Source organism: Ferrimonas marina (assembly GCF_900129905.1).
Lineage (GTDB): Bacteria > Pseudomonadota > Gammaproteobacteria > Enterobacterales > Shewanellaceae > Ferrimonas > Ferrimonas marina.
Genome location: NZ_FQXG01000014.1, coordinates 29329 through 53026 on the forward strand (window position 1 = coordinate 29329; position 23698 = coordinate 53026).

General features: G+C 61.6%; 22 protein-coding genes and 1 rRNA gene. 6 read left to right on the forward strand and 17 right to left on the reverse strand.

All coding sequences use genetic code 11. The features are described from left to right. Positions 1 to 3 precede the first annotated feature (3 nt). The 7 genes from BUC04_RS22700 to BUC04_RS22730 form a co-directional block, all read right to left on the reverse strand. Positions 4 to 1215 carry an aspartate aminotransferase family protein gene (locus BUC04_RS22700; RefSeq protein WP_067665507.1) on the reverse strand — a complete coding sequence of 404 codons (1212 nt, stop codon included), beginning with the start codon at positions 1213 to 1215 and terminating at the stop codon, positions 4 to 6. 332 nt (positions 1216 to 1547) lie between these two features. After that, entirely contained in the window at positions 1548 to 2615 is a 1068-nt protein-coding gene (locus BUC04_RS22705) for a hypothetical protein (protein WP_073326175.1), read from the reverse strand. Positions 2616 to 2695: 80 nt separating this feature from the next. Further along, positions 2696 to 5134, reverse strand: a complete 2439-nt coding sequence (locus tag BUC04_RS22710; RefSeq protein WP_067665513.1) for a S9 family peptidase — start codon at positions 5132 to 5134, stop codon at positions 2696 to 2698. 135 nt (positions 5135 to 5269) lie between these two features. Next, positions 5270 to 5848, reverse strand: a complete 579-nt coding sequence (locus BUC04_RS22715; RefSeq protein WP_067665516.1) for an anthranilate synthase component II — start codon at positions 5846 to 5848, stop codon at positions 5270 to 5272. A gap of 103 nt (positions 5849 to 5951) precedes the next feature. Then, positions 5952 to 6527, reverse strand: a complete 576-nt coding sequence (locus tag BUC04_RS22720) for a VC2662 family protein (protein WP_200804716.1) — start codon at positions 6525 to 6527, stop codon at positions 5952 to 5954. Between the two features lie 128 nt (positions 6528 to 6655). Next, positions 6656 to 7027, reverse strand: a complete 372-nt coding sequence (locus BUC04_RS22725) for a hypothetical protein (protein ID WP_067665521.1) — start codon at positions 7025 to 7027, stop codon at positions 6656 to 6658. Positions 7028 to 7073: 46 nt separating this feature from the next. Further along, entirely contained in the window at positions 7074 to 8105 is a 1032-nt protein-coding gene (locus BUC04_RS22730) for a TRM11 family SAM-dependent methyltransferase (protein ID WP_067665524.1), read from the reverse strand. A 176-nt stretch (positions 8106 to 8281) separates the two neighbouring features. Here BUC04_RS22730 and BUC04_RS22735 point away from each other — a divergent pair, with 176 nt between their 5' ends. The 4 genes from BUC04_RS22735 (at position 8282) to BUC04_RS22745 (ending at position 12433) form a co-directional block, all read left to right on the forward strand. Beyond that, the gene (locus BUC04_RS22735; RefSeq protein ID WP_067665525.1) at positions 8282 to 9025 is read left to right on the forward strand and encodes an O-methyltransferase; all 744 of its coding nucleotides are present in this window, start codon (positions 8282 to 8284) and stop codon (positions 9023 to 9025) included. Between the two features lie 133 nt (positions 9026 to 9158). Further along, positions 9159 to 9347, forward strand: coding sequence for a hypothetical protein (locus BUC04_RS23810; RefSeq protein ID WP_143165849.1), 189 nt, complete (start codon positions 9159 to 9161; stop codon positions 9345 to 9347). 631 nt (positions 9348 to 9978) lie between these two features. Then, the gene (locus tag BUC04_RS22740; protein ID WP_067665528.1) at positions 9979 to 10887 is read left to right on the forward strand and encodes a M14 family metallopeptidase; all 909 of its coding nucleotides are present in this window, start codon (positions 9979 to 9981) and stop codon (positions 10885 to 10887) included. Positions 10888 to 11053: 166 nt separating this feature from the next. After that, positions 11054 to 12433 (forward strand): YjiH family protein, encoded by a 1380-nt coding sequence (locus tag BUC04_RS22745; protein ID WP_067665531.1) that lies wholly within the window; start codon positions 11054 to 11056, stop codon positions 12431 to 12433. A gap of 79 nt (positions 12434 to 12512) precedes the next feature. Here the strand turns inward: BUC04_RS22745 and BUC04_RS22750 are convergent, their stop codons facing one another. The 4 genes from BUC04_RS22750 to BUC04_RS22765 form a co-directional block, all read right to left on the reverse strand. Then, a complete protein-coding gene (locus tag BUC04_RS22750; RefSeq protein ID WP_067665534.1) occupies positions 12513 to 13115 on the reverse strand; it encodes a TatD family nuclease-associated radical SAM protein in 603 nt (200 codons plus the stop codon). 102 nt (positions 13116 to 13217) lie between these two features. Further along, positions 13218 to 13934: a class I SAM-dependent methyltransferase gene (locus tag BUC04_RS22755; protein ID WP_067665537.1), complete on the reverse strand. Its 717-nt coding sequence runs from the start codon at positions 13932 to 13934 to the stop codon at positions 13218 to 13220. Next, on the reverse strand, positions 13927 to 14541 hold the full coding sequence (locus BUC04_RS22760) for an HD domain-containing protein (RefSeq protein ID WP_067665564.1): 615 nt from the start codon (positions 14539 to 14541) through the stop codon (positions 13927 to 13929). Before BUC04_RS22760 ends, BUC04_RS22755 begins: the two co-directional genes overlap by 8 nt. 263 nt (positions 14542 to 14804) lie before the next feature. Further along, positions 14805 to 15395, reverse strand: a complete 591-nt coding sequence (locus BUC04_RS22765; protein ID WP_067665540.1) for a hypothetical protein — start codon at positions 15393 to 15395, stop codon at positions 14805 to 14807. Positions 15396 to 15696: 301 nt separating this feature from the next. Between BUC04_RS22765 and BUC04_RS22770 the strand changes: the two genes are divergently transcribed. Further along, the gene (locus BUC04_RS22770) at positions 15697 to 16503 is read left to right on the forward strand and encodes an oxalate:formate antiporter (RefSeq protein ID WP_067665543.1); all 807 of its coding nucleotides are present in this window, start codon (positions 15697 to 15699) and stop codon (positions 16501 to 16503) included. Between the two features lie 59 nt (positions 16504 to 16562). On the opposite strand, the gene BUC04_RS22775 is transcribed toward BUC04_RS22770, so the two are convergent. The 3 genes from BUC04_RS22775 to BUC04_RS22785 form a co-directional block, all read right to left on the reverse strand. Beyond that, on the reverse strand, positions 16563 to 17492 hold the full coding sequence (locus BUC04_RS22775) for an electron transfer flavoprotein subunit alpha/FixB family protein (RefSeq protein WP_067665546.1): 930 nt from the start codon (positions 17490 to 17492) through the stop codon (positions 16563 to 16565). A 62-nt stretch (positions 17493 to 17554) separates the two neighbouring features. Next, positions 17555 to 18304, reverse strand: coding sequence for an electron transfer flavoprotein subunit beta/FixA family protein (locus BUC04_RS22780; RefSeq protein WP_067665567.1), 750 nt, complete (start codon positions 18302 to 18304; stop codon positions 17555 to 17557). 193 nt (positions 18305 to 18497) lie between these two features. Next, positions 18498 to 19517, reverse strand: a complete 1020-nt coding sequence (locus tag BUC04_RS22785) for an AraC family transcriptional regulator (RefSeq protein WP_067665549.1) — start codon at positions 19515 to 19517, stop codon at positions 18498 to 18500. 175 nt (positions 19518 to 19692) lie between these two features. On the opposite strand from BUC04_RS22785, the gene BUC04_RS22790 reads away from it, so the two are divergent. Then, on the forward strand, positions 19693 to 20670 hold the full coding sequence (locus BUC04_RS22790; RefSeq protein WP_073326177.1) for a lipid A deacylase LpxR family protein: 978 nt from the start codon (positions 19693 to 19695) through the stop codon (positions 20668 to 20670). A 13-nt stretch (positions 20671 to 20683) separates the two neighbouring features. On the opposite strand, the gene BUC04_RS22795 is transcribed toward BUC04_RS22790, so the two are convergent. The 3 genes from BUC04_RS22795 to rrf form a co-directional block, all read right to left on the reverse strand. Next, a complete protein-coding gene (locus BUC04_RS22795) occupies positions 20684 to 22033 on the reverse strand; it encodes a DUF3943 domain-containing protein (RefSeq protein ID WP_067665555.1) in 1350 nt (449 codons plus the stop codon). 143 nt (positions 22034 to 22176) lie between these two features. Next, positions 22177 to 23136 (reverse strand): phosphotransferase, encoded by a 960-nt coding sequence (locus BUC04_RS22800; protein WP_067665558.1) that lies wholly within the window; start codon positions 23134 to 23136, stop codon positions 22177 to 22179. A gap of 458 nt (positions 23137 to 23594) precedes the next feature. Then, positions 23595 to 23698 (reverse strand): 5S ribosomal RNA (gene rrf, locus BUC04_RS22805); the annotation flags it as partial.

The following is a 23698-nucleotide window of genomic DNA, read 5'->3' on the forward strand; positions in this document are numbered from 1 at the left end:
CTCCTAGCCCTGAACCACCTGGGCCACTGCGGCCTCGAAGCGGGCCAATCCATCCTGGATCTCCTCTTCGCTGATCACCAGGCTGGGGGCAAAGCGCACCACGTTGGCGCCGGCCACCAAACACATCAGGCCCTGTTCGGCCGAGGCCACCAGGAAGTCGCGGGCACGGCCCTGGTAGTCGCTGTTCAGCGCCGCCCCAATCAACAGCCCCATGCCGCGGACCTCGGCAAACACCTTGTACTTGGCGTTGATCGCCTCCAGGCCTTCGCGGAACAGGCGGTGACGATGGGCCACCCCCTCCAGCACCTCCGGGGTGTTGACCACATCGATCACGGTCTGCGCCACGGCGCACGCCAGCGGGTTACCACCGTAGGTGGAGCCGTGGGTGCCCACCTTGAGGCTGGTGGCGATCTTGGCGCTGGTCAGCATGGCCGCCACCGGGAAGCCGCCCCCCAGCCCCTTGGCGGAGGTGAGGATGTCCGGTACCACGTCAAACTGCTCGTAGGCGTAGAGGGTGCCGGTACGGCCAACCCCGGTCTGCACCTCATCGAAGATCAGCAGAGCGTTGTGCTTGTCACACAGGGCGCGTACCTGACGGATAAATTCCGGATCCGCCGGGATGATCCCGCCCTCGCCTTGCATTGGCTCCATCATCACCGCACAGGTGCGATCGCTGATGGCCGCCTCGAAGGCTGCCAGGTCATTGAAGGGGATGTGATCCACCGCCCCGGGCTTGGGGCCGAAGCCGTCGGAGTAAGCCGCCTGGCCACCCACGGTGACGGTAAAGAAGGTACGGCCGTGGAAGGCCTGGTTAAACGCCAGGATCTGGTCCTTGTCCGGACCGAAATGATCCAGCGCGTAGCGCCGGGCCAGCTTCAGTGCCGCCTCGTTGGCTTCCGCCCCGGAGTTGGCGAAGTAGACCCGCTCAGCAAAGGTGGTGTTCACCAGGGTCTGGGCCAACTTCAGCGCCGGCTCATTGGTAAAGACGTTGGACAGGTGCCATAGCTTGGCGCCCTGCTCGTTCAGGGTTTTGACCATGGCCGGGTGGCAATGGCCCAGGCTGTTCACCGCGATGCCGCCGGCGAAGTCGATGAACTCACGGCCCTGCTGATCCCATACACGGCTGCCCTCACCCCGAACCGGCACCATCGCCGCCGGGTTGTAGTTGGGTACCATCACCTGCTCAAACTGAGATCGGCTGATCTGTTCACTCATTGCAACTCTCCTTCTTGCCTTCGCCAAGCGGTGGCGAATGGCCTGTAGCCTATCCGTTAACAACAAACCTTATAAAAATAAACATCATCAGTCAAAAACTGAGCGTAGCGGTTATTTTTGCACATTTTGACTATCCATTCAGTGCCTTAACAAAGTCAAAAAGCGGGTGAAAACAGACGAAGACAGGATTTAAGTTGTTTTAAAACATACCCTTAATCCAGCGTGCGATTAAGCCGGGAAAGGAGAGGGAAAAAGACCCACCAAGGCGCAAAAAGGCAAATATGCTAATGCCATGAGGTTCTATGCAGCCAAATGAATCTGAGTGACTGGGCTCAAACCCGCTCGGGGGTTTGAGCCAGGGGGGATTGCTGATACCAGCTCAGCAGTTGACCCTCGCTGGCCCACTGCCGCTCCAGCAGTTGGTCGTGCAGGGTCTGAAGGTGCACTTGGGCCAGCAGGCGCCCCTCCGGACTCAGTTGTGCCAGCGCTCGACAGCGCAGATCGGTCAGCGGCAACCCAGCGCCACCGATCGCCTGCAGCAGCGAGCCGGACCAACCACCGCTGTGGTTCAGCGCCTGCAACAGCGGTGCCGGTGGCAGCAACAAGCCGCGCAGGGATTCGTGGACCGCCTTGGTTTTACTCAGCCGTGCCTCGCTCAACCACTGCTGTTGTTGCTGCTCAAACAGGCCTTGTGCCACCGTCAGCAGCAGTAGCCACTCGGTGCCGTGCAGGGCCGCCAGCACCGCCATGCGCGGCGCCGACAGCCCCAGCTCCGGTGCCTGAGCAATCACCCGGCGGATCTGCTCGCTGATCAGCGCCCAGAGTCGTCGGTTGCGCCGATCCGGTTGGGACTGGCACCAGTAGCGGAAGGTCAGCCAGGGGATCAGCTGCTGCAAACGCTCCAGCCCCAGGCTATGGAACGCCAGCTTAGCGCTGTGCATGCTGACCCCGCCGCGGCGGGTTTGCTCCCGATTAACCTGACGGACCAGGCCATCGCAAAGCCAGCTTTGCTGCTGCACCAGGGTCCACAATCGCTCACGGCTGCACTGGGGCTGCAATACCAAACTGAGCAGATCCAGGTGAACCGGCAGGATCGGGCTGAACCGCACCAGCCGCTTGAGATCAAACAGATGCTGTTGCAGCTGTTGGCTGAAGCGCGCCTCGAAGGCTTGCTGGATCTGATCCTGCAGCTGCTGCTCAGCCCGATGAGCACGGCGCTTCCTGGCCTGAGCCAGTCGCTCACAGGCCAGCTTATTGCGCCAGTACTGCGCCTCGATGGGATCCGGAGAGGAGGGTTGGGCCACCGGCGGCGGTTGCAGCCAGTAGCGCCAAAACTGATGCTGAAGGGGGCCGTAGCAGCACAATGGGTTGCTGCCCGGCCCCGCCCCTGGGGTTGTCATGGTGAGCCTGCACTCCCTGTGTCAGCGCACACGCATTGCAAAGCGAGTGTGAATCGGGTGTTAGTGCTCTCTATTAAACCCTATTTCAGCGTCTGTTCAAACAACCGATGGATTCGACGGTACTCGTCTAACCAGCTGTAAGGCTGACGGAATCCGTGCGGCTCAACCGGGTAGATGGCGGTTTCAAACATCGGCTTCTCAAGCTCAATCAGTCGCTGCACCAGGCGCACGCTGTCCTGGAAGAAGACGTTGTCATCCAGCACCCCGGACATGATCAACAGCGGCTTCTCCAACCCCTCGGCGTGGTAGATCGGCGAGCTGCGCTCGTAGGCGATGTGGTCCACCTCCGGGGTGTTGAGGATATTGGAGGTGTAGGGGTGGTTGTAGTGGGCCCAGTCGGTCACCGGACGCAGCGCCGCCCCGCTTTGGAACAGATCCGGCTGGGTGAACAGCGCCATAAAGGTGAGGAAGCCACCGTAGCTGCCACCGTAGGTGCCGATGCGCTGGCGATCCACCGAGGCGTTGGCCACCATCCACTCCACCCCATCGCGCAGATCCTCCACCTCGGGATGGCCCATGTTGCGGTAGATGGCGGTGCGCCAGTCACGACCGTAGCCCTTGGAACCACGGTAATCCATGTCCATCACCACGTAGCCCTGCTGGGCCAGCAGGTTATGGAACATGAACTCACGAAAGTAGCCGGAGAAGCCGTAGTGGGCGTTCTGCAGGTAACCGGCGCCGTGGTTGAAGATCACCGCCGGGTAGCGCTTGGCCGGATCGTAGTCCTGGGGCAGGTAGAGCCGGGCGTAAACCGGATCCGCCTGGTGGCTGGAGGGCACAGCGATCACCTGGGGTGCCTGCCAGTCGTAATCCAGGAAGGCCTGGGAGGTGGTCTGGGTCAACTGGCGCGGCTCGCCGCCCAGCGGCTGCAGGTAAAGCTCGGTGGGACGGATGCGGCTGGAGTAGGCCAGCAGCAGCTGGCTCTCGTCCGGGCTGAGCCGGTAGTTGAGCATCCCCTTGAGATCGGTCAGCGCCTCCACCTGGCCATCGGCCACCGCCACCCGGAACACCTCGTACTGACCGGGGTGGTAGGGGTTGGCCTGGTAGTAGAAGTGACGCTTATCGGCACTCAGGGTCAGGTTGCTGACCACCTGTTTGCCCTGGGTCAGGGCGCGGACCTTACCGGCCAGGGGCTTGAGGTAGAGCTGAGAGTAGCCGCTGGCCTCGGACAGGAAGTAGAGGGTCTGGGCATCCAGCCAGCCAAACTCGTTGTGGGTGTAATTGACCCAGGCCTCGTCGTGCAGACGATCCTGGGTTTGCAGCTTGCCCTTGGCCAGGTCGACCGTGGCCAGCCAGCGATCCTTGTTGTCGATCGCTTCCAGCATCAGCGCCAGGCGATCCTCCTGCTGGTGCCACACCACGGCGGACTGACGCCAGCCCCAATCCTGCATCAGCCGGATCGCCCGCACCGCGGGTTCGCTCTGGTAGCTTTCGCCCTGGGCCTCGGCGTTCTCACGCTTGACCGCCGCCAGCACATCCTCGTCGTAGCCTTCCAGCCCCTCCCAGGTCACCGGAATGGTCTTACCCAGTTCACGGTCGAGCACCACCAGGCGCTGGCCCTTGGGATCGGCCTCAGCCACCCGGGCACGCACCTTGACCGCGTTGACGTAGCCGCGACGATCCAGGTAGTCCGGCATGATGTCGTGCTCACTGCGCCAGCTGCCGTCCTTGTCGGTCAGTGCCACCAGCAGGTAGCGACCGCTGGGGGAGGGGGTCAGGCTGACCAGCCGCTCACTGGCCCCCAGGTAGAACGGGGTGGGTGCCAGCGCCGCGTCCTGATCATGACGGGCCTGCTTCTGCTCGAAGCGGGCGGCGTCATGGCGGTAGTTCATATCGACGTACTGGCTCAGCTTGCGCTGTTCCCGCGCCAGGTAGCTTTCCGGCTCAGTGGGCTTGGGCGCCGCTTCCATGGTGACCTGTGCCAGCACCCGACGGTTACGGCCATCCAGGTCGATCCGCTCCAGCACCCCATCGCGCCACAACGCCAGGCCGCCATCATTGAGAAAACGGAAGCCGCTCAGCGGTGCCACATCCTGGGTCAGTTGGACGATGGCAGAGCCGGTTTGAACAAACAGCTGGCCCTCATACAGCCAGGCATAGTGGCGACGATCGGCGCTCCACTGGCCGTTGTCTCCCACCACCTGGCTCCATTGTGCCAGCCCCAGCTTCTGCGGGGCGCCGTCCAGCGTCTGGGCGAAACGCTCCACCAGCGGGCCGCCCTGCTGCTTCTGCTGGTAATAGACGGTGCGACTGTCGCTGCCCCAATAGAAGGCAGTAGGACTGCGGCCCATCCAATCCGGATCCGCCATGATCTGCTTGAGGGTAAGAGGGCTGTCCGGGGTAACCGGTGCACTGAGTGAGACGGGTTCGGCGACGCTGGCCGTAGGGGTGGGCTCGGTCGAGCTGGCGCATCCTTGCAGGGCAAGAGCCACCCCGCACGCCACGATCCATGGTTTCATTGTTGTTGTTCCCTTTTGACGACTTCGAGGGGGCCTGGCGCCACCCCATCCGCTGGCAGCGGTTATACCACGACCAGCAATCTCGCAAAAGTTACGACAACCTTTTCTTACACATTGGCAACCACAGGCCAACCTTCAGTGTTGCTTGAGGAAATTCTCCAGTAGTTGCAGCCCCTGCTGGGTCAGGATCGACTCGGGGTGAAACTGCACCCCCTCCACCGCCAGGTTGCGATGACGCAATCCCATGATCTCCCGTTCGCCATCCTCACGCTCTGCCCAGGCCGTGACCTCCAGCGCCGCCGGCAGGCTGTCCGGTTCCACCAGCAGCGAGTGATAGCGGGTCACGGTCAGCGGCGACGGCAGGTCGTGAAACACCCCTTGGCCCTGGTGCAGGATGGGGCTGGTTTTGCCGTGCATCACCTGGCGTGCACGGACCACCCTGGCGCCGTAGTGCTGGGCAATGGCCTGATGGCCCAGGCACACCCCCAGCATCGGGATCCGGCCGGCAAACTGGGCGATCACCGCCAGGCTCAGGCCGGCCTGGTCCGGTGATTTGGGGCCCGGGGAGATCACCAGGCGATCCGGACGCAGCTCCGCGATCTCCGCCAGGCTGGTCTCATCATTGCGACGCACCACCACCTCCTGGCCTAACTGCTGGAAATACTGCACCAGGTTGTAGGTAAAGGAGTCGTAGTTATCGAGCATGAACAGCATCGGGTCGGATCCGGGGTTAACAGGGTCAGGTTGCGGCGGAGTGTAACAGATTCTGCCCGGGGCAAGGGCAACCGGATCGGGCAGGCCCGATCCGGTCAATGGATTATTGCGGGGCGAAGTTGAACAGCGGGAAGCAGGGCAGGAAGCCGTTGTCGGCACAGTTGATCAGGCCCAGCTGGATCCCCTTGAGCTCGGTGGTCTTGTTAAAGATCCCCAACTGAGCGTGGGAGGATTCCGACACGTTGACCGCGCTCCAGTCAAAGGCGGTGTAGCCCTGGCTGACGTTAACCAGGCCCACGTTGGCGCCGTGCACGTCGTTGGCAACATTGACCATGCCCAGGTTGGCGCCCTTGGTCATCCCCTTGTTCCAGTTCCACAGGCCAAAAGAGACCCCGGTCATGCTCTTGTTGACGTGGTTGGCGCCGGCGATCAGCAGCGGGAACTGCACCCCGACAAACTCGTCGGTCTCACCAATCCCCAGCAGGTGCAGATCCACCCCCTTCACCGACTCGGTTTTGCCATACAGTGTGGGGAAACGAACCCCCTCAACCTGGTCACCGGCCATGGCGTTAACGCCATTGAGGGTCGCCAGCTGTACCGGTACCGCCTGCTCCGCCGCAGCCGTCGCGCTGACCAACGCCGAGGCCAGTGCCAATCCCATAAATCCACGCAGTTTCATCATATGCTCCTTCAACTACCTTGGGCTTCAATGCCAGAGAATCTGGCTCGAGAATGGCCCCACGTTACGAAAGCCGTGATGAAACCGCAAGCGTTTACAGTGGCCTATCCCACATAGCTTGGCGCAGATCAGTGTTCTGTCCGGCGTTGTTGCCGGTATTCGGATCGGATCCGCTCAAACTCCGCCAGCTGAGCCGACGACAGCACCGACTCGAGGTGGTCGATCAGCTCGGCATCCGCCTCACGCAGGGCTTGGCGCAACTGACGCTGTTGCTGGTCGGAAAGCTCCGGCGGCGGGGCATCAAAGCGAAAGCCGTACTGGTGCAGGATGGCATGGCGCTGCTGGATCCCGGCACGCAGCAGGGGCACCACCTCCTCGCGCTGGGAGGGGGTCAATTGCAGTCGCTGCAATGCCTGATCCAGTGGCTGATTGGGATCCGCCTGGGCAGGCAAGGCGCACAGCAGGGTCAAGCACAGGGCGATGAAACGAACGCTATCCATCGTGATGCCTCTCCTCTCAGACGCCAGCCGGGCCCCGGGGGCCGCGTCAGCGCTTGGTGGCGACGATCAGGTTACGGTTGATCGACTGATCAACCCGGTGCAGGTAGCCAGTAAAGGGGGCCTCCGCCCCGACCTCGAAGCCGGCCTGGTCCAGCAGCGGGGCCACCTCCTGCCACTTCATGGTGAACTCATTGAAGGAGATCACCAACGCCCCTTTGGGCTTCAGTCCATGATGCCAAGCGGGCAGGGCCTGCTCAAGCAAACCCAGGGCGCTGCGCTCCAGCTTGCTGTCCTTGGCGTTCTTGTTGCCGTGCTGGACCCCGTAGGGCAGATCCGACACCAGCAGGTCACAGCTGTTGCGCTTGAGCAGCAGGTTAGCCTGGCGGGTATCGCCGCTATAGAGCTTGAAGCTCTGGGTATTGCCGGCGGCGTAATCCGCCTTGTTGGCCGCGGTATCCAGGACGAAGCTGTCCGCTACCTTTTTGCCATCCGGGCCATTGCGTCGGCTCTTGGTGACCTTGTGCTTGTACTTACCCATCTTCAGGTAGCGCACCATGTAGGCCTGGATCTCCTGCACCCACTTGCCGTTGATCTCGATCCCTTCCACATCAAAGCCCCGCACCATCCCCTCGTACAGGGTGGTGCCTTTACCGCACATGGGATCCACCAGGCGGATCCGCTCAGAGCCGGTGCCACAGGCCGCCAGCCCCAGGTTGATCATCAGCCGGGTAAACTGCTCGTTGGTCTTGCCCACGTACTTGAGGATCTGGCTCATCCCCGGCGGGAAGGTATAGATGTCCGGCACCACCACCGGCTTGAGCAGGCCCCCGTCCAGTACCTCGAACAGGGCATAGTAGATGGACGCTGCCGCCATGGCCGCCAGCGCCGGCTCGGACAGCGGGGTCTCGGTACGAAAACAGAGACTGGCGGGCAACCCGGCCAGAGGCGGCTCGAAACCCAGGATCGGCGACCCCACGGCGGCGCACATCGCTTGCAGCTCCTGCTGGGCGATGGGCAACGCCGCATCAAGGTAGATCCGGTTATGGCCGGGGTTGGCAAGAATGGCGTAGTTCGGCATGGTCGCAGCACTCTATTTAAGGGTTTGGGGCCGGCGGGGCCGGGAAAAGGGCGCCAACCTTAGCAACTCACTTGGCTGGGTTCAATCCAGCGCAGCGACAGCGTGGCTTGCTTCTCAGGGCTCCCCAAACCATGGTAACGTGCCGCTGACAAAAACGCCCAATGGAGGAGAACAGGATGTTCTGGGGAGAGTTGAAACCAAGGGATGGCAACGACGAAGAGTTGGCCCGACATCCGGCCGTGCTGTCGCTGTCCAAAGGCGAGCTGTACCTGGCTGCCTGCAGCCACATCCTGCGCGAGGATTATGGCTTTGTTGAGGGCACCAACAGCGATATGCCCAGGGACAAACAGGGTAACCCCATCCCCAAATACACCTACCCTGCCATCGAGTACCTGACCCAGTTTGATTATCGCCAGAAGCGGGTCTTTGAGTTTGGCAGCGGCGGCTCCACCCTGTTCTGGCAGGCCCGGGCCAAGGCGGTGACCAGCATTGAGAACAACCAGGCCTGGTACCAGAAGGTGATGGCGGATAAGGCGGACAACGTCACCTTGCTGTTCGCCGAGGGCGCCCGCTATCCGCAGATGATCACCCAGCTGGCGGAGCCTTTCGATGTGATCGTCATCGATGGTGCCGGCCATCGCTACGATTGCGCCCAGGCCGCCCTGCCCTTTCTCGCCGACGGTGGCATGATCATCCTGGATAACGCCGACTGGCACCCCAATACCGCGGCCCTGTTAAAGCAAAGCGGCTTGCTGCAGGTGGACATGACCGGTTTCAAGCCCACCGAGCATCACACCTCGACCACCTCGCTGTTTCTCAAGCGGGATTTTGACTTCCCCACCCGCGAGGCACGGCAGCCCAGCTTCGGCATGGGGGCGAAACAGTTGCACTCGGAAGCCTGGGACAAGCCGCAGACCTAGGGTCTGTTGACCTTTGCTGGTGGCTTTTGCGCTGTCCGCAGGGTTCGGCTAAACGCCGACAGACCCTAAGCACTGTTCAAGATCTCACCGGCTTGGCCGCCTTCAACCCATAGGCCCCAAGCAAGGAGAGGCGATGCCCATCACGCGACCGTTATGGCTAGGCTGCCTAACACTATTGAGTCTGCCCCTGATGCACCAGATGCACAGCTGGGGCGTGCTGGACCAGCCCCGTCTGCAGTTGGGACTGACCCTGGCCATCGGCCTGTTGGTGGCCGTACTGGCTTGGCTGGGCTGGCTCGCTTGCCTGAGCTGCCGGCGATAAGCCGGCCGTTACTGGCCAAAGCCGGATCAAAAAAAGCGCCCCATGGGGCGCTTTTTTCATTGCCGACTGCTGGGTGATGAAGCCAGCGACTCGGCGGTCTTGCAGGGATGATGATTCGGGATTGAGTGTGACATAAAGCCCACTTCAATGCACCCATTCTGACAAAACTTTATCCACAAAAGGTCGATTGAGATGATCGAGATCACACCGCGAAGGATAAAAAAACGCCCAAGGTTGATGAGACCTTGGGCGACAAGATTCGGGATGCAAGGTGCGCTAGCAAACACCGAATGTACAGGGAAGATGATGAATCTGTAAGTTAGGACCGGCGCTATTTGAGAAAGTTCCAACCGATGGCAAAAAAGATCAAAAAAAGATCCTGGCCAAAACAAAACACCCACGATGGCAGTCGTGGGTGTTAAATGGCACGCACCGTGAGGATTGCGCCCAGGGAGATGATGAGAATGATGAGTTCGTAGTAATAGAGTGTGTGGCGATCGAAAAGTTCCGGCCGGATCGAAAAAAGATCCCAATTTCTTCGCTTTTCGATCCCAGCGCCCTCGGCGGCAAGGTTGCCAAGGCCACACCATTGGCCCTAACCTGCGTGTTTTACCCATCAAAAGGATCCTGCATGAGTTACCCCATCGGAACCCCAGGCCAGCCTTGGGGCGAGCGAGAGCGGACCCAATGGCGCGCCCAGGCCCGCATTCAGCGCAGCTACCAGGAACAGGTGCTGGACCGACTGGCCTCGCTCAGCGATCAGTTTCAGCGCCACCAATACGGCGCGCTGTCGGTCGACCCCAACCGTTATCCACTGATCGCCCTCACCAGCCCCACCTGGCACCCCGGTCGTCCCAAGATCCTGATCACCGGTGGCGTCCACGGCTACGAGACCAGCGGGGTACAGGGAGCGCTGGCCTTCGCCGCCGATCATGCCGGCCGTTACGCCGAGCAGTTCGACTTTGTGCTGCTGCCCTGCATCAGCCCCTGGGGCTACGAGACCATCAACCGATGGAATCCGCACTGCGTCGATCCCAACCGCTCCTTCGTCAACGACAGCCCATCGGAGGAGGCGGCGGCAGCCATGGCTTTTGTCCATAGCCTGGGGCTTGAGTTTGACGCCCACCTGGACCTGCATGAGACCACCGACTCCGACCGGGACGAGTTTCGTCCGGCCCTGGCCGCCCGGGACGGTAAGCGCTTTGGCCAGGAGCACATCCCCGATGGCTTCTATACCGTGGCCGACAGCGACAACCCGCAGCCGGCATTCCAGCAGGCCATCATTGAAGCCGTGGCCAAGGTCACCCACATCGCGCCGGCCGACGCCAATGGCGAGATCATCGGTGCGCCGGTCCAGCAACCTGGGGTGATCCATTACCCCAAACGCAGCCTTGGCCTGTGTGGCGGCATGACCCAAGCCCGCTTCGTCACCACCACCGAGGTCTATCCGGACAGCCCCAAGGCCACCCCTGAGCAGTGCAATGCCGCCCAGGTTGCCGCCATCTGTGGGGCGCTGGATCACCTGCTCAATCAGGGCTGATCCCCTCGCCCGCCCCAGTGGGGCGGGCGCCACCTCCCCCTACTCTCCACCGAATGGTTTTTTATTCACTTTTAAAGCTTGCTTATTCATTGATGCCTGTTACTATGCCCCCAAAGCATAGTTATGCTGTATTAATTCAATAATTATTCATCGAGAGAGTAGTACGATGACTGAGCATGTCCTAAACACAGGCGAGAGCGAAAAGCTCAATAACACCCGGAACCTGATGATGTTCCTGATCCCCTCCCTGCTGGGCCTGCTGTTCTTCCTGGCCCCGCTGAGCGTGGACGGCAGCGTCACCTTCCCGCTGGCTCTGATGGCCAAGGGCCTGAAAGGGCTGCTGGGCGACGCCATCCTGCCCCTGGTAACCGGCGTGATCAGCTTTACCGCCCTGGCCTCCCTGGTGGCCAGCCTGGCCAAGCCCGGCTTGGTCACTAACAGTCCGCTGCTGACCCGGCTGTTCTGTGTCAGCCCCGCCTGGCTGGCAGTGCGGCTGCTCGGCGCGGTGTTCACCCTGATGACCCTGAACCAGTGGGGTCCGGAGATCCTGTGGAGTGCCGATACCGGCGGCCTGGTGCTGAACGATCTGCTGCCCTCGCTGTTCGTTACCTTCTTCTTTGCCGGCCTGCTGCTGCCGCTGCTGCTCAGCTTCGGCCTGCTGGAGCTGCTCGGTACCCTGCTGAGCAAGGTGATGCGGCCGCTGTTCCGGCTGCCGGGTCGCTCCGCCATCGACTGCCTCTCCTCCTGGCTCGGCGACGGTACCGTGGGCGTGATCCTCACCAGCAAGCAGTATGAAGAGAAGAAGTACACCCAACGGGAGGCGGCCGTGGTGGCCACCATGTTCTCCACCGTGGGGATCTCCTTCTCCCTGGTGGTACTGACCCAGGTGGGCCTGGAGAACTACTTCGTGCCCTTCTACGGCACCATCTGTCTGGCCGGTGTGGTCGCCGCCATGGTGATCCAGTACCTGCCGCCGCTGTCCTACAAGAAGGACGTCTACATCGACGGCAGCACCCCGAACCGGGATGACGAGCTGGTGCCGGCCGGCATGTCCACCGCCAAGTACGGCTACCAGCTGGCCCTGCAGCGGGCCAGCAAAGTGCAGAGCCTGGGCAGCGTGGCCAAGCAGGGTGTGGGCAATGCCCTGGACATGGTGATCGGCGTACTGCCGGTGGTCATGGCCATCGGTACCGTTGGCCTGGTAATCGCCGAAGCCACCCCGCTGTTTGCCTGGCTGGGTGCCCCCTTTGTGCCGCTGCTGGAGTGGCTGGCCGTACCTCAGGCCGCTGAAGCTGCTCAAGCGGTGATGGTCGGCTTCACCGACATGTACGTCCCCTCCATCCTGGTGACTGGCCTGGAGAGCGACATGACCCGCTTTATCATCGCGGCGCTGTCTGTGACCCAGCTGATCTTCATGTCCGAGACCGGCTCCGTGATCCTCAGCAGCAAGCTGCCACTGAACTTCCTGGAACTGGCGGCGCTGTTCCTGCTGCGGACCCTGGTGACCCTGCCGATCATCGTCCTGGTGGCCCACTGGATCTTCTGATCCCCAGCGGATAAACAACGCCGCCCCGTCCTATCAGGACGGGGCGGCGTTTTCGTATGGAGGGTGCTTTGGATCGGGCTTAGCCGACGATATCGAGCTGGCGCGGCTTAAAGCGGGCCCCCGCTGCCTCAACAATGGCCTGACAGGCGGCCATGTCCACCCCCTCCAACCCGTCGATGGCGGAGACCTCCACCGAGTCGATGTAGTTGGGTGCCTGGCGGATAAATTCGCGCACGGCATCGTACGACCCCTTCAGCTTGGGGGCGCAATGGCGCTGATAGGTAACCTCATCCTGGGTGTTGAGGGAGATGGAGAGGGCGTCCACGCAGCTGGCCAGCTGCGGCAGGATATTGCGGCGGTGAAACAGGCTGCCCAGCCCATCGGTATTGACCCGCACCCGACCGCCCCGGGCTTTGATCGCCTTGGCCACACTCAGCAGGGTCTCCAGGTTCAGGGTCGGCTCACCATAGCCACAAAACACGTACTCGTCGAACTGGCTTACCTCACCGAGCAGCGGCAACAGCGCCTCGGCGCTCGGCTGACTGTCCAGCCCCAGTTGATACTGGTGCACCTGGGTCGAGCCGTTTTGCTTAGGGCAGAAGCGGCAGCGCAGGGTACAGCGCCCGGTGATGTTGAGGTAGCGGCTGTTGCGGATGTCGTAGACCAGGGTGGCGTTGCTCATGGCAGGAACCTGTTAACCGGAAGAGCCCCAGCCTAACGGCTGGCGAGCGCTCGGGGCAGCGTGTGGCCAGCAAAACCTGCGCTGGCTCACGCCCCGGTCCCGTCAGCCCAGGCGCTGAGCCAGCACAAACAGGAAATTGGGCTGGGTGGTGAGGCGCTGGTACACCTCGGGATTACGCTGGCGCAGCCGTTCACTGGCCGTGCCCTCCTGCAGTTGGGTGATCACCAGGCCGTTGTCGGTCACTGCGCTGATCTGCTCCGACAGTGAGCGTCGGTAGAAAACCACCTCCACCGGCGCCCCGACGGTGTGCCAGGTGTCGGTCAACGCTTCACGGGCGTAGTAGTTGCCAGTAGGGGACAGCGCGGCATCCGCCACCGGGTTGTGGGTGGAGAACAGCAGCTGGCCCTGGGATTTGAGCACCCGGGCACACTCGGCGAAGAAGGGGTGCTGATCCGCCAGATAATGCACCATCAGGGGACAGAGCACCAGATCATACTGCTCATCGGCTTCACCGGGCAGCCCCTGGCTCAGATCCTGGGCATAGCAGTGCAGATCCGGGCACGGACCAAAGCGCTTACCCACCAGCGCCACCATCTCAGCAGAGCGATCTACCGCGGTGACATGGGCGCCTCGCTTAAGCAGCTCAGCCACGTACTCCCCTGGGCCACAGCCCAGGTCCAGCACCCGCTTGCCGCGCAGATCCGGCAAGGCCTGATCGAGCATCGCCAGGGTGGTGGGGCGCTCGAACTCGGCGTTATAGTCGTTGTCCTTGATCGCCTCGGCGTAGGCCCGGGCGTGCTTACCGTACAGCTCACTCATGGGATCTGCTTTGCTCGCTGCGCAGCAGGCCATCCTGCTCCGCCTGATCCAGCTGGCGTTGCAGCAGCTGCCACAACGCCGGCACCCCCTCGCCGATGCGGCTGTTGACCCTGAGCACCATCTCCTTGGAGACATCGTGCTTGCGCCAGCTGTGGCCGTCGCCATTGAGGTTGTGCAGCAGCGGGGGGACCCGGTCAATCGCCCGGGCAAAGCGGGCATCGTCGCTGTCGCCGGCCTCAAACTCCTGCCACAACGCCAGGTAGCCTTCAGCCACTGAGCTGGGCAGCAGCGCCAGCAATCGCTTCACCCCCTGCTCCTCGGCCTGTTTGTTCTCCGGCGTTTCGCTGGCGTAGATGATGGTGTCGCCGGCGTCGATCTCGCCCAGGTCGTGGATCAGCAGCATCTTGATCACCCGGTCGATGTTGACCGGCTTATCGGCGTAGGGGTGCAGCATCAGCGCCGACAGGCAGACGTGCCAGCTGTGCTCGGCGGAGTTTTCGAAGCGCTCCAGCCCGACTGGGCGGGTTTTGCGGTGAACATCCTTGAGCTTTTCAATCTCAACGATGAAGTCCAGCACCTGCTGGATGGCGTGAAGGGGTTGGGACATGATCACCTCAGACAGCTCAATGCCGCTTAGTGTACTCGCAATCGCTGTACGCCAGGCAAAAAGAAGCCCGGCGTAAGCCGGGCAGGGATCAAGTCCATAGGGGCAGGCGGGCTGGCCACATCGGAAGTGGAGGCAACCTCCGTGTTGCTAGGTCGTCCATGGGGCCGTTGTACCCGCTATCTAAGGTATCGGGGGGGACTGGGCTCAACAAGGCGACGAGGGCCGCCCTGGGCGTAAGAGATCCGCTCGAAAAACGGGCAGAATCAGTCCTCGTAGCCCCAAGGGGTGACCGGCAAGGCCACCGGCTTGGTCAGGTCGAAGTCCACCTTGAAGTCGCGGCCGTCGCGGGTCAGGTGATAGACGAACTTCTCCGGGTAGATCTGCATGTGCCAGGTGTTGCCGTTGGACTGGGGGAAGCCCAGCCGGGTGAACAGATCCTTGGAGTAATCGTCCGCCGGGAACGCCTGGTAGTTGGCGTAGCCGCGCTCCTCGGTGTGGCCACCGTACATGGTGGACTCATCGTCGGAGCCGTCTTTCATGCGGTGATCATGCTTGAGCAGGATCCCCGCCCCGGTCTGGGTCAGGATCCAGGTACGTGAGGCGTTGTCACCCACGTGGAACGGGATCTCCAAACGGTGCTCTTCGCACACCCTGACGTGCATCACCAGGCGCTGATCGCTGAAGCCATCCCCTTCGCGGGCACCGGACACCACCTGGCCTTCGAAGGCCTTGCCGCAGTGGGAGCGGATATTGTCAAAGAACGCCACCTGCTCCGGCACGGTGGTGGTGAAGGCGGCACTGGCCGGGGCCAGCCAGGAAGCCGCTAATGCGGCGAGAACGTACTGCTTTTTCATCAATCTCTCCTTTTGAGCCAGCCACTATAGGCAGCCGGGCCCAAGCCGCGCAAACTGGGCAAAGCCGAGATCCTGCTGCCGACTCGCGCAGTGGCAGGGGTTTGTTCGATGACCGGCGCAGGTCAATCCACAGGCCACGGCCAGAGCCGGATTCACCAGCAGATCTTGGCGTTTGATCAGTGCGACATCACGCCAAATGAGGCACTAACGAGTGGTTTTCGCTGGTTTGGCAGGATACGCTGCAATGCTGAGTGATGGCACTGCAGACACCTTCGGGTGAAACTAACCAAAGGTTACAATCATGCATTTCCCCACGACCCTGCCAGCCCCGCACCGCACCTTTCTGCAGCAACTGCTTACCCAGCTGACCCTGGACAACGACATCGTCGGCCTGGCCGCGGCGGGCTCCTTCAGTGACAACAGCATGGACGCCTACAGCGATCTGGATCTGGTGGTCGCGGTTGAGCCCGAGGCGTTCGATCGACTGATGCCCCAGCGCCAGCAGCGGATCCAACAGTGGCTGCCCCAGCAGCAGCTGCTCTCCAGCTTTACCGGAGAGCACGTGGGCGAGCCCCGCTTGCTGATCGCGCTGTACGACGATGGCAGCGGCAGCTTGCTGCACGTGGATTTCAAGTTCGTTCGGGTGGCCGATGCCCAGGTTCGGGTGGATGACCCCACCATCCTGTGGGCCCGGGATGAGCGCCTGGCCCAGGCGTTAAGCCAGGGCGAGGGCCGCTACCCTCAACCGGATCCCCAATGGATCGAGGATCGCTTCTGGATCTGGCTGCACTACGGTGCCGGCAAGATCGCCCGGGGCGAGCTGTTCGAGGCGCTGGATTTCCTCAGCTTCCTGCGTTTGCAGGTGTTGGGCCCGCTGGCCCTGGCCCAGGCCGGCCATCCCCCTGCCGGGGTGCGTAAGCTGGAGCGCCTGCTGCCCGCCTTTGCCCAGCAGCTGCAGGCCACCGTTGCCCAGTACGACGCCGACAGCCTGTGGCAGGCAACCGCAGCCACCGCCGGTTTGTATCTGCAGTTGCGCCCGGCGTCGGTACAGGTGCGCGAGCAGGCCCAAAGCGCCGCCATGGCCTACCTGGCGGCACATCAGCACTAGCTCGGCGCTTACCAACAAAAACGGCCTCCGAGGAGGCCGTTTTTTGTTTCGCTGTTCTGTTACAGCTCGGCTTCCAGCTGCGGCAGGGCCTCGAACAGGTCTCCCACCAGGCCGTAGTCCGCCACCTGGAAGATCGGCGCGTCCTCATCCTTGTTGATCGCCACGATCACCTTGGAGTCCTTCATCCCCGCCAGGTGCTGGATGGCACCGGAGATCCCCACCGCGATATAGAGCTGCGGTGCCACGATCTTGCCGGTCTGACCCACCTGCATGTCGTTGGGAACAAAGCCCGCGTCCACCGCGGCGCGGGAGGCGCCCACCGCGGCCCCCAGCTTGTCGGCGATGGCATCGAGCAGCTGGAAGTTATCGCCATTGCCCATGCCACGGCCACCGGAGATCACCACGGATGCGGCGGTCAGATCCGGTCGATCCGACTCGGCCAGCTTGTCTTCCACATGACGGCTGAGCTCAAAGCCCGGTCCAGCCGACAGGGCCTCCACCGGCGCGCTGCCGCCCTGGGCAGCCACGGCATCAAAGCCGGTACCCCGGACGGTGATCACCTTGATGGCATCCTCCGACTGTACCGTGGCAATGGCGTTGCCGGCGTAGATGGGACGACGGAAGGTATCACTCCCCTCCACCGCCACGATGTCAGAGATCTGGTTCACATCCAGCAGGGCAGCCACCCGGGGGGCGACGTTCTTGCCGGTGGTGGTGGCAGCAAACAGGATATGACCAAACTGGGCGCCGATCTGCACCACCAGATCCGCCAGGCTCTCGGCCAGTTGATGCTGGTAATCGGCACTGTCGGCCAGCAGTACCTTGGTGACCGCGGGGATATGACTGGCGGCCTCGGCCACCGCCTGACAGCCCTGGCCCGCCACCAGCAAGGTGACCTCGTCCCCCAGCGCCTCGGCCGCTGCCAGGGTATTCAGGGTGACCGGCTTCAACTCGTGATTATCGTGTTCTGCAATTACTAAGATACTCATAAACCTATCCTTATTGGCACCATCGCTCGGCTTGATCGCGATGGTGGTCCTGTCTTTGTCCGTTACAGGACCTTGGCTTCGTTCTTCAGCTTGTCCACCAGCTCCGCCACGGTGCTGACCTTGACGCCCGCGGTGCGGCTCGGCGGGTTGTCCACCCGCACGGTCTTAAGCTTCTGGCTGATGCTCACACCCAGATCATCGGCGCTGAGCACCTCCAGCGGCTTGCGCTTGGCCTTCATGATGTTGGGCAGGGAGGCGTAGCGCGGCTCATTGAGGCGCAGATCCGTGGTCACCACCGCCGGCAGACTCAGCTCCAGGGTCTGCAAACCGCCATCCACTTCACGGGTAACGGTGGCCTTGCCATCAGCGATGATCAGCTCAGAGGCAAAGGTGGCCTGGGGCAGCTTGCTCAGGGCCGCCACCATCTGGCCGGTCTGGTTGTTGTCGGAGTCGATCGCCTGCTTGCCCAGCAGCACCAGGTCCGGTTGCTCCTTCGCCACCACGGCACTGAGCAGCTTGGCGATGCTGAGGGGGTCCATGGCGTCAGCCACATCAACCTGGATGGCACGATCGGCACCCAGGGCCAGGGCGGTGCGCAGTTGTTCCTGGCAGGCCTTGTCACCGATGGAGACCACCACGATCTCCTCCGCTACCCCTTTCTCCTTGAGTCGGACCGCCTCTTCCACCGCGATCTCACAGAAGGGGTTGATGGCCATCTTGGTATTAGCCAGATCCACGTCGGAGTTGTCGGCCTTGACCCGAACCCGAACGTTGTAGTCGATTACGCGTTTCACCGCGACCAGTACTTTCATCTCTTCCACCCAAATGTCGACGCGCATCCATGGCGCAGGAACGAAGCCCCATTCTGTGATCCGGCGCACACCCTTGCCAATGACCAGATGGGCCAAAACAATAGACAAGATCGGCCAGAAAGCTTTACACCCGCAGTGATTGGGAGTGGGAAACGAGGTCTGTCAGCGCGAAATGTAAACACCCACTTTCGGGCTAAGCATTGAGCAGGCTGGCCCGGTAGTCTCCAGGGGTTTGGCCACTCCACTGACGAAAGGCACGAATAAAGGGGCTGGGATCATCAAACCCCACCAGGTGGGCGACATCCTGAATAGACAGTTCCGGACAGCTTAGGTAGTCCAGCGCCGCTTCCTTGCGACACTGATTCTTCAGCTGGGTGTAGCTGGTGCCTTCCAGCGCCAGCTGTCGACGCAGGGTACGCACTGACAACCCCAGTTGCTGAGCCACCCGCTCGGCACTGGGCAGGGGGCGGCTGAAATCCCGCCCCAGCAACGCCCGGATCCGGGCACTGAGGGAGCTGTCGCCATTGACCATCACCATCAGCTGGTAAGGGGCGGTTTTGAGAAAACCCCGCCAATCATCGCCGGTTTGCACCAGCGGCTTATCCAGCCAGCTGGCGTCAAACATCAACCGATTCTGAGGGCGCCGATAGTCAATGGGGCACTGGAACAGCAGCTCAAAGTCCTGGCCATGGGGCTGCTCGGCAAAGCTGAACTCGGCCCCCAGCAACGGCAGCCGGGTGCCAATCATCCAGCTGATAAAGCGATGCCAGATGGAGAAGGTAGTGCGGATCAGGGTTGGGGAGTGGTTGCTGACCAGCTGGTCTGCGACCTCCTGCGGCTGGGAGTCCAGCGAGGCAAAATGAAACAGCGCCCGGCCCTGATGAAGGCTCACGGTGGGTTTGATATTGGGGCCCTTGCAGACCTCGTAAAACTCGCTACAGCGCTGCAATGCCTGACCCAAGGTGCTGCAGTGCTCGATGCAGTAGCACATCATCCGGAAGGAGCCGTTGGGCATCTTGCCACCGTAGAGCATGCCAAAGGAGTCGTCCTGGGCCAGCCCTATCAGACGCTGATATAGGGCGGCAAACTGCTTCACCGGCAGCGCCGATTGCTCCGTCAGCTGTGCCGGTGTGATGCTACATGAGCTTAATAGGGCCGGCACATCGTAGCCCTGCTGCCGGGCATGGCTTAGCAACAACTCGATGTAATCCATGGAAACCGTTTCCTGCCTCACGCCAAACTCCCTGATCGCCCTAGCTCCCCCATGCTGCCATAGAAGCGATCCGATCGGGAGGGGCAGCGATGCCCACCATCAGGTTCGAATGTCGTAACCCAGACTCGCCCAGCCCACAACAAAGTGCTAAATTGGCTGCAAAAAATGGCTTGTTATGAAACCTTCTTCGACTGCATTTCTCTCCCTGGCACTGCTTTGCCCCCTTCCTGCAATCGCTGGTAGCCTCACTTTGACCATCGATAACGACGGTGCCATCGGCAGCGATCGTGACTACTCCAGTGGCCTGTTCCTGCAATACCACGCCGGCAATCAAGCCGTGGCTCAAGCTCCGGATGCATTGCAGCGGCTGAGTCACTGGCTGCCGGGCCATGACCGGCAACAGCTGGGGTGGTCGGTGGCGCTGGGCCAGCAGATTTGGACCCCGGAGGATATCGAAGCACCGCTGCCGCCGGAGGGCGAGCGCCCCTATGCGGGGCTGCTGTTTACCCAGTGGGGGTTGCAGCGCAGCGCCCCGGATCGGGCCGACCGCTTCGATCTGATGCTGGGGACCGTCGGCCCCCGGGCGATGGCGGAAGAGGGTCAGAAGTTTGTTCATCTGCTGATTGGCTCGGACGAGCCCATGGGCTGGGATTCGCAGATTGAGGACCAGTGGATCGCCAACCTCGACTACCTGGGGGATCGACTGATCCAGCGCCGCGACGTCGGCTTGGGGGGCGAGCAGGACAGTGCGCTGAGCTACCGGGTTCGTGCCGGTAATTTCCAGTCTGAGCTGGCCTTAGGCGGGGTGGTTCGCTGGGGTGAGGGCCTGGCCTCCAGCCTGGGCAGTGCCGGCTTTGTACAGGGCAACCTGGTGGATACACGCCTGTTGAACAACGGCGCGGGGCAGTTCGGCTTTATTGGCCTGGAAGGGCGTTACCGCTTTAACGACATCACCATCGAGGGCGATCGCCCGGAGGAGGTGCCGGACACCGAGATCACCCCCTGGCAGGCCAGCCTGGTGTTGGGCTACGTCTATTACCGTTCACGCTGGGGCGCCAGCCTCAGCTTCGAGGGGCATACCCACGCCTATGAGGAGGCGCGCCACCAGTTTGATGGCTACGCCTCGGTCAACCTGTTCTGGCGATTCCGTTAAGCCGGAGCAGGCTTTACAACGCCCGCTCCCCTTTGCCGAAGCGGTACACCAGGCGGGCGCCCAGTTGGTCATCATGACTGTTCAATCGGGTGCTGTGGTAGTGACGCCAATCCGCCTGCAGCGCCCAGTTGGCGTTTAGACGGTAATGTAAGCCCAGGCCACCATGCACCTGGAACGCTTTATCGTCCAGGCTTTGCTCACGCATGGTCTCGCCAAAGCCCGCGGTCAGGTAAGGGCGCAGTTTCTCCTGGGCGTTGAAGTAGTACTGACCATCCAGGGTATAGGTCTCCAGGGTGACCTCTTTGCCGGTCTCAACGTCGTTGAAGCGGGCCCGGTTGTAGCTCAGGCGAGCAGAGAAACTGCGGGTAAAGTAGATGCCCAGACTGATGGAGGGGGCCCAACCGTTGTCCACGCCCCAGTAATCATCGGTGCTGAGGTAGTCCATGCCGATGGTCATCCCCACCATGCCGAAGTCCACCGGATCGCCACTGCTGCTGTAGCTGCGGTAGTCCGGGCGATGACGGCTGATCCCCGGGCTGGCCTCACCGGCACCAATAGAGTACTGAAAGGTCAGTTGCACCTGCTCATCCACCCGACCATCGTGCATCTCCACCGCGCTCATGCCGACGTAGCCGGTACCTGCCTTGATCACATCCTTACCGAACAGGCGATTCACCCCACGGCCGAGAGAATCGACCGGGTCGAGGAAGAACAGGCTGGTGCTGCCCAGCATCTCAGAGCCCATCACGGTACCACCGCGCTCCAGGATCTCCCGCTCCTTATGGAAGGCCCATTCACCGTAGACCCAACCCAGTACCGGCGTTACCACCAGGTCCTGGATAGACGGCACCTCGGCAAAGGCCTCGATACCGTATTCCCAGTAGAAGGTGGACATCAGGAAGGAGTACATGAAGGCATCCCACTGGCGGTAGCCCGACTTACGTGCAACCTGGTAGTACACCCCGCCGAAATAGGGGTGACCGATGTAGTTGATGTACCAAACATCCCGATCCCATACCGGACCGCCGGTGACGTTGTTCCACCATTTGCTGGCCAGCTGAGCGTCTTCCTTGTCCCAATTAGTGAAGTCGCTGGGCAGCAACGCCAGGAAACCGGCCACGCCCAGGCCGTAGCCGGCTATGGATTTGGTCTGCGACCACATCCGTTCCTTATCTTCACCATGTTCAGCGGAAAACAGCGACACCTTGTAGGGGCTGTCGTAGATAGAGGCTTCCCGGTCTATCTGCTCCCAGCTGGTATTGGTGATGGCGGGGCGGTAGATGGATTCCTCTTCCGCCTGGACCCAGGGCCCCAGCATCAACAAAATGACGAGGCTCAGCCCCTGAAAAGTACGTCGTGTCATCGCGGTGTTCTCAATTGACTCGGCTCGTTGGCATTGTGTCCCTGTCATAAGGTGAGCAATCATACGCACAAAGTTCTGAAAATTCTTTAATTTTATGGAATAAGTCGCCTTTAACTCGCAACCGGCGTGATCTCGGACAAGGGCTAAAGCAGGGACAGGGCTTTCGAGGTCATTCCCTCAGTGTAGCGATTCACCTTCCAGTGATCCGGTGCCCAGCCATTGAGGAAGCGGGCAAAGTCAGCCACAGCCACTGGATACAGTCGGCGCCACTCGGCCTCAACGCTCTGGCATTGAGCCTCGCTAAAGCCGTGTTCAAGCAGGGCCTGACCAAGGGCCTGGAAATAGTGCGTCAACCAGTTGCTACCCTGTTCGAGCAGCGCCGCCTCATCCAGCACGCTCCCCAGAAAGTAGGCCAGATCCTGCACCCCGACTCCACCCCCCACGTATTGGAAATCCACCGCCGCCACGGCCTGCTTACCAAAGCAAAAGTTGGCCAGCTTGGCATCGCCGTGCACCAGGGTCCGATATTGTGCTCCGTGCAGTGCGTTATCGATGCTTGCTGCCGCAGCCTGCAGCCTGCTGTCCGTCATCACCGCCCACTCTTCGGGTCGGGTGTCCAAGTGCCAATAGGTGCCCTTATCCCATAACGCCTCACTGGCCTGGCCAAGGAAGCGGGCGTGAAACCGGGCCAACCATTGAATGCACAACGCCATTTGCGCCGAACTAGGCTCACTCACCCGCAGATCAAAACCCAACGCATCCAGGTCCTCCAGCAGCAGCAGGGTTTGCCCCTCGGCATGATCGATGCCCAGGCAACGAGGCACCTTGGTGTCGTCAGCCAGGTTCCGGGCCTGGTGCTGATACCAATGAGACTCAACCTGGTAACTCTTAAGCTTGCGCCGATGGGACAAAGAGCTATGCCAGCCCCTGGGGTGCGCCACTGCGTCTGGCGGAGCAATGCGTTTGACGATCACGGAGCGGGTGCCGCCGTCCAAGGCCCAGCGCTCGATAGCACCATAGCCACTCCAAAGGGACTGCAATTGAGCAACAAATTCGGCATCAGAGGCGCCACAAAGGCGGGCGATCGTAGGGGACAAAGACACAGAAAACCCTCCAACAAAACTGCCCGCATTGTAGCGAATGACTGCGAACCGCCAAGGGGCTTAGAGAACAATAGTGCCAAGAGGCTTGGCAAAGAGCATACGAAAAAGCCCCTGTCCGAAGACAGGGGCTTAATCTGAATCTATGCCTGAATGCCGTGCTGCCATGGATGGCAAGGAACGGCGGGCAACGACCGTTCTTTCAAAGAGATGCTCACGCGGGCGAAGTGGACCGTTGCGCAGCAACGCAGTTCGGTGAGATGGAGGCAGGGTGAGAGTGATCGTTGCGTAGCGACGCAGCGCTCGAACGCAGAGACAGGAGTCGCAGCCGGACTTTGAAGGAGGCCATGGATGGCCGAATGAAAAGGCGACAGGAGGGATCCCACATGGATGTGCTCTGCCGCCGAATGCTGGATACGAAAAAGGCCCTGTCCGAAGACAGGGCCTTAATCTAAATAAGTGTCTGGCAATGACCTACTCTCACATGGGAACTCCCACACTACCATCGGCGCGGTTGCGTTTCACTTCTGAGTTCGGCATGGGATCAGGTGGGACCGCAACGCTA